11 protein-coding genes are annotated in these 11,727 nt (G+C 70.1%); 6 read left to right on the top strand and 5 right to left on the bottom strand.

Annotated elements, in window-relative coordinates; all coding sequences use genetic code 11:
* The first annotated feature begins 211 nt into the window (after positions 1 to 211).
* Entirely contained in the window at positions 212 to 1,372 is a 1,161-nt protein-coding gene (locus LZF96_RS13330; RefSeq protein WP_233870815.1) for a cytochrome P450, read from the top strand.
* Here LZF96_RS13330 and LZF96_RS13325 read toward each other — a convergent pair.
* Genes LZF96_RS13325 through LZF96_RS13315 form a run of 3 tightly spaced genes read right to left on the bottom strand, consistent with a single transcriptional unit; the run spans position 1,359 to position 3,960 of the window.
* Positions 1,359 to 2,063, bottom strand: coding sequence for a Crp/Fnr family transcriptional regulator (locus LZF96_RS13325; protein ID WP_233870811.1), 705 nt, complete (start codon positions 2,061 to 2,063; stop codon positions 1,359 to 1,361). The two genes, LZF96_RS13330 and LZF96_RS13325, sit on opposite strands and share 14 nt — an antisense overlap.
* 13 nt (positions 2,064 to 2,076) lie before the next feature.
* Positions 2,077 to 2,946, bottom strand: coding sequence for an AfsR/SARP family transcriptional regulator (locus tag LZF96_RS13320; protein ID WP_233870808.1), 870 nt, complete (start codon positions 2,944 to 2,946; stop codon positions 2,077 to 2,079).
* Positions 2,947 to 3,000: 54 nt separating this feature from the next.
* Positions 3,001 to 3,960: a hypothetical protein gene (locus LZF96_RS13315; protein WP_233870805.1), complete on the bottom strand. Its 960-nt coding sequence runs from the start codon at positions 3,958 to 3,960 to the stop codon at positions 3,001 to 3,003.
* Positions 3,961 to 4,131: 171 nt separating this feature from the next.
* Here LZF96_RS13315 and fabG point away from each other — a divergent pair, with 171 nt between their 5' ends.
* The 3 genes from fabG to LZF96_RS13300 are packed head-to-tail and all read left to right on the top strand — an operon-like array spanning position 4,132 to position 6,391.
* Complete coding sequence (gene fabG / locus LZF96_RS13310) at positions 4,132 to 4,917, top strand: 3-oxoacyl-ACP reductase FabG (RefSeq protein WP_233870802.1); 786 nt, start codon at positions 4,132 to 4,134, stop codon at positions 4,915 to 4,917.
* Between the two features lie 36 nt (positions 4,918 to 4,953).
* Positions 4,954 to 5,925 (top strand): aromatase/cyclase, encoded by a 972-nt coding sequence (locus LZF96_RS13305; RefSeq protein WP_233870799.1) that lies wholly within the window; start codon positions 4,954 to 4,956, stop codon positions 5,923 to 5,925.
* A complete protein-coding gene (locus tag LZF96_RS13300; protein WP_233870796.1) occupies positions 5,918 to 6,391 on the top strand; it encodes a helix-turn-helix transcriptional regulator in 474 nt (157 codons plus the stop codon). Before LZF96_RS13305 ends, LZF96_RS13300 begins: the two co-directional genes overlap by 8 nt.
* Positions 6,392 to 6,475: 84 nt before the next feature.
* Here the strand turns inward: LZF96_RS13300 and LZF96_RS13295 are convergent, their stop codons facing one another.
* Positions 6,476 to 7,336, bottom strand: a complete 861-nt coding sequence (locus tag LZF96_RS13295) for an NAD(P)H-binding protein (protein WP_233870792.1) — start codon at positions 7,334 to 7,336, stop codon at positions 6,476 to 6,478.
* A 120-nt stretch (positions 7,337 to 7,456) separates the two neighbouring features.
* Positions 7,457 to 9,715, bottom strand: coding sequence for an excinuclease ABC subunit UvrA (locus tag LZF96_RS13290; protein ID WP_233870789.1), 2,259 nt, complete (start codon positions 9,713 to 9,715; stop codon positions 7,457 to 7,459).
* Positions 9,716 to 9,925: 210 nt separating this feature from the next.
* Here LZF96_RS13290 and LZF96_RS13285 point away from each other — a divergent pair, with 210 nt between their 5' ends.
* Together LZF96_RS13285 and LZF96_RS13280 are read left to right on the top strand one after the other, a co-directional pair.
* A complete protein-coding gene (locus LZF96_RS13285) occupies positions 9,926 to 11,149 on the top strand; it encodes a cytochrome P450 (protein ID WP_233870787.1) in 1,224 nt (407 codons plus the stop codon).
* Positions 11,150 to 11,366: 217 nt separating this feature from the next.
* The coding region (locus LZF96_RS13280) for a carboxyl transferase domain-containing protein (RefSeq protein WP_308294199.1) at positions 11,367 to 11,727 on the top strand (361 nt) is incomplete at its 3' end.

Below are 11,727 nucleotides of genomic sequence, written 5' to 3'. Positions count from 1 at the left end.
CAGCGGGCTAGGAAACCGCTGAAAGCGGCCGATGACCGGTGCTTCGGGCCCGGCGGCTCGCCCGACTCCCGAGTGGGCCTCTAGTGGCGGCGCATACCTTCGCACGCACGTGACCGTGCGGCGGTTGTGACGGCCGTCCTCCCCGGGAGGGATTCCGCTGACTACCAATGAGCTGACGATCCGGACGGCGCCCGAGCCGATCCCGTCCACCATGACCGAACTGCTCGACTGGGCCGAAAGCAAACGCCGGACGGATCCGGTGTACTACGACGAGCGGCAGGAATCCTGGCAGGTGTTCCGCCACGCCGACATCGATGCGGTGCTTCGGGACCCCTCCCGCTTCCTGGCCGACCTGGGGGACCTGGTGCCCACCAACCCGGATCTGGAACTGATCCAACGCGGCAACTTCGTGAACATGGACGGCCCCCGACACCGCCTGATGCGGGGCATGGTGGCCGGGGCGTTCCACCCACGCGCGGTCGCGGCGATGGAGCCGCGGATCGCCGCCATGGTCACCGGGCTGCTGGACGCCCTCCGTGACCGTGAGGAGTTCGACATGGTCGGGGATCTCGCCTATCCCCTGCCGGTGATGGTGATCGCCGAGCTGATCGGCATCCCGGAGAGCGATCGGGAGCTGTTCCGCGGCTGGGCCGAGGAGTTCTTTCCCTTCGATGAGGAGGAGCCGCAGCTGACCTCGTCCCGGGAGGCGGTGGACAGCCTGACGCCGACGGTCCGTGAGATGACCGCCTATCTGCGCGAGCACATCCGCGCCCGGCGTCTGCGCCGGTACGACGACCTGACCGGACGCCTGGTCGAAGCCGCCGGGGCGGGCGAGGAGCCGACCGAGGAGGACCTGATCGGCATGGTGGCGTTGCTGCTGACCGCCGGTCACATCACCACGGCGGCTCTGCTGGGCAACTGCGTCCACCAGTTCGACCGCCACCCAGGGGTCTGGGAGCGGCTGCGGCGGGAGCCGGCCGCGCTGCCGTCTGCCATCGAGGAGGTCCTGCGCTACCACCCGCCGCTGCCCCGGCTCACCCGGCGCACCACCACCGAGGTGGAGCTCGGCGGCCGCACCGTTCCGGCCGGTCAGATCCTCTCCCTGTGGCTGGTGTCGGCCAACCGGGACGAGGCACAGTTCCCCGCGTCCGACACCTTCGACATCGCCCGCTCCCCCAACCAGCACCTGACCTTCGGACACGGCATCCACTTCTGTCTGGGGGCCGGTCTGGCGCGGTTGGAGGCACGGCTGGCACTCGGCGAGATGTTGCGGCGGTACCGGCAGGTGGAGGTGGTCGGCGAGGGGCGGTTCCACCACCCCTTCGCCATCCTCTGCGCCAAGAACCTCCGGGTCCGGGTCACCCCGGGCTGAGCGGACGACCGGAGGACCACCGGTCGCCCTCCGCGTACGCGTGCAGACCGGGCTCGTCCACGATCAGCGTCCCCCGGGGCGCCGCGTGGACCAGCCCGGTATTCCGGAACTCCCGCAGGAAATGGGCGACACGGGAGCGGGTCGCCCCCACCAACTGGGCCAGCTCCTCCTGGGTGATCCGCTGCTCGATGCGGCGCCGCCGCTCCTCACCGCTACCCAGTTTCCGGGAGAGCTGTACCAGGGTTGCGGCCAGCCGCCGACCGCTGTCGGCGGTGACCAACTGGGTGATGCGCGCCTGTTGTTCGGCCAGGCGCGCCACCAGATAGCGCAGGGACTCCTCGTACGCCTCGTTGTCGGTGATGGTCTCCAGGAACACCGCACGTGGGATCCTGGTGACGACGGTCGGCGTCATGGCGACGGCGGTCGCCTGTCGCACGCCCGTCACCAGACAGGATTCCCCGAGCACGTCACCCCGTGCGTGGATCTCCAACAGGCAGGTGCGGCCGTCGCGGGTCGCTGTGGTGACCTTGACCCACCCCTCGGAGACGACGTAGAGCCCGGCGTCCCGCTGTCCCGGGCCGTAGAGCAGCGCTCCTTTGGGCAGTCGCCGGGGCGCCCCGCCCCGGGACCGACGGGCCAGCAGCGACCACAGCCCAGCGCCCGCCGCGGTATGGGGGGCGAGCATCGTCATGGCACGGCGCCCCTCAGTAGACCCGACAGCCGCTCCAGGCGGAGGAACCGATGATCTCCCCCTTGGGCCGCTGTGTGGGAAGTTGGTGGAGGATGTCCGTCCGGCCCTCCAGGATCGCCCCGTGCAGCCGCTGGAGGGCGGGACTCGGCTCCAGGCCGAGCTCCGCGACCAGACAGCGTCGCAGCCGTTGGAAGACCTCCAGCGCCTCGCTCCGCCGGCCGCTCAGGTACAGGGCCCGCATGTACTGGGCCTGCATACCCTCCTGGCAGGGGTTCTCCACCGTCGGCGCGGCCAGCTCGGACAGCACCTCGCCGTACATGCCGAGCCGGATCTGGGCGTCGACGAGGTATTCGATGAGGACCTGGCGTGAGACCTCCAACTGTCGGCGCTTGGACTCCAGGATCGGGCCGATGGGCACGTCCACCAGGGCGGGGCCGCGCCACTGCGCCAGTGCCTCGGAGAGCAGGCCCACCCCCGCCTCGTCGTCCCCCCTGATCAGCGCCGTCCAGCCGACCGACAGCAGGGAGTGGTACCGGTGAACATCCAGGGTGCCGCTGTCGCTCTGGAAGAGGTAGCCCCCGGCCCGGGTGACCAGCACCTCCCGGGAGACCGTCGCGGCCGGCAGACGGGTGACCTTGGTCAGCAACCTGCGCAGGCCCAGAATGTAGGTCTGGAGAGTGGTCAGACCGCTGCTCGGCGGGCTGTCGCCCCACAACTCGGACATCAGGCTCGGCACGGGAACGACGTTGTCCGCGTGGACCAGCAACGTCGTCAGGACGCTGCGCAGTTTGGGCGCACTCGGTGCGCTGTTGGCCTCCTCATCCCAGACGGGCTGCAGCCCGGTCGAGACCAGAGATAACGGACCCAGAATCCCTAACCGCACGGACCCCTCCTGTCGTTCGGTGGCCCGGGGTGATCCCGGGCCACCGGAAAGCTGCTATAGCTCTATCGCACAGGACTCGAGATCTGCTGGAGTCGCCTCGCCGGCGGGGAACAACAAGGGCTGGCCGAGGCCCCGGCGGTGGGACCAGCGGACCACGGCGTCCCGCAACTCCGCCTCCCAGCCGTCGATTCCGCAGCACTCGTACAGGATGGTCTCGGACCGCCCCACAGGGGGCGCGGCCATGCCACGGGCGATGGCGGCCACGGTGGCGCGGCCCGTGGCGTCGGGCAGATCACGGAACCGCCGACATCGGGGAAGGACGGCGTCGGGCAGCGGGCCGTGGCTGATCAGCAGTGAGCCGGTGGTCAACCAGGAGGGGTCCGGTGGCGGCCCGGCGACGACCAGGACGTCGGAGCGGACCGCCACATCGGAGGGGTCCGGGTCGCACATCACGACCGGGCCCCGGCCGGCCGGGGCCAACCTCACCAGGCAGTCTCGCAGTCGCTCCGCACCGGCACCGGCACCGGCACCGAAGACCCGCACCACCGAGATGGCCGGGAGTGCCAGGAGGAGCGCCCGGACCATCGCCAGGACCGGTTCCCCGGCGCCCAGCACCCCGAGGGAGCGGGTGGTGGCCGGGGCGAGGTACCGGGCCGCCAGACCGGAGGGCATCGCCAGCCGCCAGGCATCGAGTGCGGAGGAGTCGGCGACCGCCGTCAACACCCCGGTGCCCGGCTCGGCCCAGATCTCGGCGGTGTGCCCGGGCTGGGCACCGTCGTTCAGTGCGATGCAGGTGCGCAGCAGCCGGGTCCCGCGCCGGGATGCCTCGACGCGCACGGTCATCTGCAGGCCCTGCAGCTCCAGCGCGCGGGAGGCGGGGCCATCGGGCGGGGACAAGGAGTCGAGCAGGAGCTCCTGCACACAGGCGAAGCAGTACTCGACGAACTCCGGGTCGCTGAACACCTGCTCGAGGTCGTCCCGGGAGAGCAGTAGCGGCGGGAGCTTCTTGTTCATCGCCCTGCCTCCGGCCGGTAGCGGGTGCGAGTGGGCGGCGACCATACCGCATCCTCCCGGTGCAGGCACCACGGGGCAGGGCGCTGCTCTGTGTTCGAGCCAACCTCGAGGGAGCGTCGGCAGACTCGACACGACTTCCGCTCACCGATGCCTGATGTCGAAGGAGCCCTCATGTCGGACACCCCGAGCCGGACCGCCCTGGTCACCGGTGGGACCAGTGGTATCGGTCTCGCCGTCACCCGCGCCCTCGCCCGGGGCGGCACCCGGGTCTTCCTCTGCGCCCGAACGGCCGACGACGTGTCCCGCACCGTCAAGGAACTCGGCGCCGAAGGGCTGAGCGCCGACGGCCGCGTCTGTGATGTTCGGGACCCGGCGCAGGTGGCGGAACTGGTCGCGGCCACCACCCGGCGGTTCGGGCCGCTGGGCATCCTGGTGAACAACGCCGGCCGCAGTGGTGGCGGCACGACCGCCGAGATCAGCGACGAGCTGTGGGCCGATGTCATCGAAACGAATCTCAACAGCGTCTTCCGGATGACCCGCGAAGCGCTCACCTCGGGCGGGATGCTGGAAAGTGGCTGGGGCCGGATCATCAACATCGCCTCCACCGGTGGCAAGCAAGGGGTCATCTACGGTGCTCCGTACTCCGCGTCCAAACACGGCGTGGTGGGACTGACGAAGGCCCTCGGACTGGAACTGGCCAAGACCGGGATCACGGTGAACGCCGTCTGCCCCGGCTATGTGGAGACGCCGATGGCCGAGCGGGTCCGCAAGGGCTACGCGGATTTCTGGCAGACCACCGAGGATGCGGTGCTGGAGAAGTTCGAGGCCAAGATCCCGCTCGGCCGCTACGCCCGCCCGGAGGAGGTGGCCGCCTTCGTCGGCTACCTGGCCTCCGACGCCGCCGCGCCCATCACCGCACAGGCCCTGAACGTCTGCGGTGGCCTGGGCAACTACTGACCTTTCGCCATCCACCGGGCCGAGGAGAAGGAACGCATGACGACACCGCGCACACACCACACCGAACACCGCCTCGAGGTGGCGGCGCCCGCCCGCGCCGTCTACGAACTCATCGTGGGGGTGACCGAATGGCCGCGGATTTTCCCTCCGTCCATCCACGTGGAGCGGTTGGACGGCTCGGAGAACGAGGAGCGCATCCGCGTCTGGGCCACCGCGAACAACACCGTCAAGACCTGGACCTCCCGCCGTGAGCTGGACGCGGCGGGATTGCGGGTCCGCTTCCGGCAGGAGGTGTCCCAGCCGCCGGTGCACGGCATGGGTGGCGAGTGGATCATCGAGGAGCGGCCGGGTGGCTGCCTGGTGCGGCTGCTGCACGACTTCCGGGCGGTCGGGGACGATCCGGAGAACACGGCCTGGATCACTCGGGCGGTGGACCGCAACAGCGACGCCGAACTGGCCGCGCTGCGGGCCACCGCCGAGCGCGGAGCCGGCGGCGACGACGAACTGCTGCTCGTCTTCGACGACGAGGTACCGGTGTCCGCCGACCCCGGGGAGGTGTACGCCTTCATCCGGGACGGCGGGCAGTGGGACCTGCGCCTTCCGCACGTGACCCGGGTCGTGCTGGAGGAGCCCGCCCCGGACATCCAACTGCTGGAGATGGACACCCGCACGAAGGACGGTTCGGTGCACACCACCCGCTCGGTGCGAGTCTGTTTTCCCACCGAGCGCATCGTCTACAAGCAGCTCCAGCCCCCGGCGCTGATGTCCGCGCACACCGGGCGGTGGACCTTCCGCCCCTCCGCGACGGGCTCCGGCGGCGTGGTCGCCTCCCGGCACACCGTGGTGATCAACCCGGCGAAGGTGACCGGGGTGCTCGGCGCCGGTGCCACCGTCGCCGACGCGCGCCGGTTCGTCCGGGACGCCCTGAGTGCCAACAGCACGGCGACGATCCGGGCGGCGGACACCTTCGCCGGCGGCCGGGAGCAGGCCGTACCGAGCCGTGGCTGAGAGCTTCGGGGAACTGCTGCGGGCGGCACGCAGGGACCGCGGGCTGACCCAGCAGCAGCTCGCCGACTTCGCCACGGTGAGTGTGCGGACGGTGCGGGACCTGGAGACCGGACGGTGCCGGGCGCCGCGACCCGGGACCGTCCGGCTGCTGGCCCGGCAACTCGGTCTGTCCGGGGCGGAGCGGGAACGCTTCGAGGAGCTGGCCCACCGGGGTTCCGCCCGACCGGCACAGCGCCCGGGCCCGCCCCCGGCGGGCCCGGGCCGCGGCCTGGCCGCGCAGATCGCGGGATTGTGGCACCGTTCCGGGGACCCCGTGCTCTGGCTTTCACCCGACGGCAAGCTGCCCGCCCTCTCCGATCCGACTCGGACTCTGCTGGTGATCGACGGTGGTGATCCGGCGGCCCGACCCGAGGACGTGGTGCGTTTGCTGCGCACCTGCCCGGGCCTGCGGGTGGTCACCACCTGACGCCGACCAGTGGTGTCCCCCCGGGGTCACCGTGACGGGACCGCGACGCGGGCGTCGCGGTCCCGTCACGGTGACCACCGATGATCAGCGGAACAGCTTCGCGTGATCGGCCGCCCACTGCCGCAGGGTCCGGGCCGGCCGGCCGGTGACCTCCTGCACGGTGTTCCGGACGACCGGCGCCTTCTCGGCGAAGTGCGCCGAGTGTGCCATCATCTCGTCCACCACCTCGGCCGGCATCCCCTGCGCCAACCAGTTCTCCCGGGCCTGCTCCGGGGTCAACTCCTCGAAGCGGATCCCCCGGCCACAGCCGGCCGCGATCTCCCCCACCTGCTCGCGTTCCGTGAGGGCCTGAGGCCCGGTCAGCTCATAGCCGCGTCCCTGGTGCCCGTCCTCCAGCAGGGCGACCACCGCCACTGCCGCCACGTCCGCCTGGTGGATGGGCACCCCGACAACCTCGGGGAAGCCGCTGCGGACGACGCCTTCCTTGCGGATGGACTCGCCCCAGCCGAAGAGCTTGTTCATCGCGAACTCCCCGGACCGCAGGTGGGTGTACTCGAGCCCGGACGCTTCGACGGCCGCCTCGGCCTGCTGGTGGTGCTCGTCGGCGCCGTACAGCACGGCGTTGGAGGAGAGCAGCACGATGCGGCGGACCCCTGCCTCCGCGGCGAGCCCGGGCACCTCGGTGTTCACCGCGACGTCGGCGAACGACTGAACGTCGCTGGTCCGGTAGGCCAGAGGGAAGAGGTACATCGCCGTCACGCCCTCCAGCGCGGTCCGGCAGCTGTCCAGCCGGCTCAGGTCGCCGCGCACCACCTCCACCCCGTCCGAAAATCCGGCCCGGGCCGGATCACGGGTGAGGGCCCGCACCCGGGCCCCCTTCCGCACCAGGCCCTCGACCACATGACGGCCCACGTTTCCCCTCGCACCCGTCACCAGAATCGTCACGCGTCTCTCCTCCACCGTCGGCTCCGGAGCGGACCGGGAGGCGCCCGGTCCGCTTCGGGACATGCTTCCGGTTCCGGGTCGAGGAGCGCTCGAAAACCGTCGGGGGCGGAGCGGGAGCGGTCAGCCGGACTGCCGCAGGTACGCGCCGGTGACGGAGTGGCCGGCCTCCAGCAGCTCGTACGGCGTGCCCTGGAAGACGACCTCGCCGCCCTTGCTACCGGCTCCCGGGCCGAGCTCGATGACCCAGTCCGCGTTCTTGATGACATCCGGGTTGTGCTCGATCACGATCACGGAGTTCCCCTGCTCGACCAGACGCTCCATGATCTTCAGCAGGTGCTCCACGTCGGACATGTGCAGACCGGTGGTGGGCTCGTCCATGACGTAGACGCTGCCGCGCTTGTGGAGCTCGCTGGCGAGCTTCATCCGCTGGCACTCGCCACCGGAGAGGGTGCTCAGCGGTTGGCCCAGCCGCAGGTAGTCGAGACCGACGTCGTTCAGCGCGCGGACCACGGGCAGGGCGGTGGCGTCCTCCCCGAAGTACTCCAGCGCCTCCAGGGCCGTCATCTCCAACACCTCGTCGATGGAACGGCCCCGCAGCCGGTGGGCAAGGACCTCGGGCATGAACCGCCGGCCCTCGCACTCCTCACAGATGGAACGAATCGGATCCAGGAAGGCGAGGTCGGTCTGCACGAAGCCGAGCCCCTGACATGTCTCGCAGGCGCCCTTGGAGTTGAAACTGAAGAGCGAGGCGCTGACCTTGTTGGCCTTGGCGAAGGCCTTGCGCAGATGGTCCATCAGGCCGATGTAGGTCGCCGGGGTGGAGCGGTTGGAGGTGCCGACCGCCGCCTGGTCGATCACCACGGCCGAGGGGTGCTGCTCCAGAAAGGCCCGCTCGACCAGCGAGCTCTTGCCGGCCCCGGCCACCCCACAGACCACGGTGAGTACACCGGTGGGGATCTCGACGGTGACGCCGCGCAGGTTGTTGGCGGTGCCGTCACGGACGGTCTTGTGCCCGGTGGGGGTGCGGAACTCGGTCTTCATCGGGACCTGCCGGGTGATCCACCGGCCGGTGAGGGTGTCCGCCCGGTACAGCCCGTCCAGCCCGCCCTCGTAGACCACCTCGCCGCCCCGGGTGCCTGCCCGGGGGCCGATGTCCACCACGTGGTCGGCTGCCCGGATCAGGTCGGGGTCGTGCTCCACCACCAGCACGGTGTTGCCCTTGTCGCGCAACTCCATCAGCAACTCGGTCAGGGGGAGGATGTCGCTGGGGTGCAGACCGACGCTGGGCTCGTCGAAGATGTACATCATGTCGACGAGGCTGCTGGACAGGTGGCGAACCATCTTCACCCGCTGGGCCTCACCGCCGGACAGCGAAGATGTCTCGCGATCCAGCGTCAGATAGCCCAGGCCGATGGTCACCAGATGCCGCAGCCGCTCCCGCAGGCTCTCGACGATCGTCTTGACCTGCGGCTGGGACCAGCCCTCGGCCACCGCGGCGAGCTCGGTGATCTCCATCGCGCACAGATCGGCGATGTTGTGGCCGTCGATGCGGCAGCCGCGCACCAACTCGGAGAGCCGGGTACCCTCGCAGACCGTGCAGCGGCCCCGGGTGATGAAGCGCAGCACCGTCTCCCGGTTCCGCGCGGCCATGGCGTTGAGGTCCTTCTTGAGGTACAGCCGGGTGAAGCGGGGTACCAGCCCCTCGTACTCGGCCTGCATGGCACGGCCCTGCGCCTCGACAACGAATTTCCCGCCGCTGCCGTGCAGTAGTTGCCGCATCTCGGCCTCGGTGTAGTCCGCCAGCTTCTTGTCGCTGTCGAAGTGGCCGGACTCGGCGTACAGCTTCCAGTACCAGGTGCCCACGGCGAAGGGCGGGAAGAGGATCGCCCCCTCGTTCAGTGAGCGGGACCGGTCCAGGAACTTGGCGAGGTTCATGGTGGAGACCTTGCCCAGGCCCTCGCATTCCGGGCACATGCCGGTCGGATCGTTGAAGCCGAAGACGTTCGAGCCGCCGATGTGCGGCTCGCCGATGCGCGAGTAGAGCAGGCGCAGCAGCGGGTTGATGTCGGAGATGGTGCCCAGAGTCGAACGGGAGCCACCGCCCAGGCGCTTCTGGTCGATGACGACGGCGGTGGAGAGGTTGCGGAGCGCGTCGGCGTCCGGCTGGCCGAACTTGGGCAGCAGGTTCCGGACGAAGGCGGAGAAGGTCTCGTTGAGCTGACGCTGTGACTCGGCGGCGATGGTGTCGAAGACCAGTGAGGACTTGCCCGAACCGGAGACACCGGTGAAGACGGTGATCTTCCGCTTCGGGATGCGCAGCGAGACGTTCTTCAGGTTGTTCTCCCGCGCGCGGATGATCTCGATGAAGTCCTGATCCATACTCCCGCTCTCATTTCGGATCGTAGCCCGCTTCCATGCGGGCACGACGAAAAAGCCCCTTGCCAGTACAGCATACGGTACAGCATACAATGTTCCGAATGTGGCGCATGTCACACCCGAGTGCTTCTCGATCGGCCTTCGACCGCTCCCGTGTCCGGCAGGGCAAGACTGGACCGCGTCGCACACCGGACGACGAGAGGCGCACCGCCCATGACCGTTCAGGAATCGAGCGAGGTCGTCGATCTGGTCACCCTGATGACCAGTACCGATCGCGCCGCCATCTACGACCGCCTGCGAGCCGCGGCCCCGGTCGTGCCCTGCCGATATCTCGACGGCACACCGATGTGGCTGGTGACCCGGCACGCCGAGGCGACGCAGGTGCTCACCGATCCACGGCTGATCAACGACTCGACCCGGCACGGCCGGATCAACGTGGCCGCCTCGCAGGCACTCCCGGCGGAACTGGCCCGGTACTTCACCGGCAACATGCTCGACCGGGACCCGCCCGCCCATACCCGGCTGCGCCGCCTGGTCTCCCGGGTGTTCACAGCCCGCGCGATGACGCGGTTGCGGCCGGACATCGAGGCGGTCGCCGGCAGCCTGCTCGCCGCGGCCGACCGGGTGGACACCTTCGATCTGGTGACCGGCCTGGCGGAGCCGTTACCCATCCGCGTCATCTGCCGGAGCTTCGGGGTTCCCGAGGACCAGTGGGACCGATGGGCCACGCACTCCCGCGCACTGACCGCCATGGACGGCGGGGCGGTGGCGGCGGCGCGGGGCCTCGTCGACGCGGCCACCGAGCTGATCGCCCTCAAACGGAAGTCCCCCGGCACCGATCTGGTCTCGGAACTGGTCCGGATCAACTCCACGGAGGACGACCGACTCGATGACACCGAGCTGGTTACCACCGTCATCACGCTGTTGGGCACCGGCCACGAATCGACCGTGCAGCTCATCGGCAACAGCCTGTACGCCCTGGTCGCCCACCCCGAGCAGACCCGCATCCTGCGCGCCGAGCCGGAGCGGATCCCGGCCGCCGTCGAGGAGTTCCTGCGCTACTTCTCCCCCTTCGAGCTGAGCGGACTGCGGTTCACGGACGCCCCGGTGGAGATCGGCGGGGTGCTCATCCCCGAGAGGGAGGCGGTGATGGTGGCGCTGGTCGCTGCCGACCGCGACCCCCGCGCCTTCGCCGGAGCCGACCGCATCGAGGTCACCCGCCCCGATGCCGGTCGACACCTCGCCCTGGGCCACGGCATCCACTACTGCGTCGGCGCGGCACTGGCCCGGATGCAGGCCGAGATCGCGGCACGCCTGGTGCTGGACCGCTTTCCCCGGTTGCGCTGCGCGCTCCCACTCGCCGAACTCCCCTGGCACAACACCTTCGTCAGCGGACCGGCCGGTCTGCCGGTCGCGACCACCGACGGGAAGGAGTGACCGTGATGCGCGAACCGAAGGTTCCGGTGACGGAGGCGGGGAGACCGCCGGCGCACGGAATGCGCGGGCTGGGCCGACTGTGGATCGGACTCTGGTCGCCCAGCCGGCTGATCCACGCCGCGCGACTCCGTCCCGACCGGGCGACCCGAACGGACCGGGCGGCGGCCCCGACTCCGGCCGGGCACCGGCTCGAGCGGGAGACGGGGTGGGGCGACCGATGAACTCCTCCCGGGCGACGACCGCCGATATGCGCGGGTGGGTGGCCGAGTTGCACGAGATCCGTGCGAGCGCCCACGCCGGACCGAGCGCGAAAGCCACCGAGGCGCAGCGCGCGAAGGGCAAGTCGACCGCGCGCGAGCGGATCGATCTGCTGTTGGACGAGGGTTCGTTCCGCGAGGTGGAGCCGTTGCGGCGGCACCGGGCGACCGGCTTCGGCCTGGAGGCCAAGAAACCCTACACCGACGGTGTGATCACCGGGTGGGGCACGGTGCACGGGCGGACGGTGTTCGTCTACGCGCACGACTTCCGGATCTTCGGCGGTGCGTTGGGTGAGGCCCACGCGCAGAAGATCCACAAGA

This window comes from Streptomyces sp. ST2-7A (assembly GCF_021390475.1).
Classification (GTDB): domain Bacteria; phylum Actinomycetota; class Actinomycetes; order Streptomycetales; family Streptomycetaceae; genus Streptomyces.
This window is presented reverse-complemented; position numbering and strand designations above follow the sequence as displayed.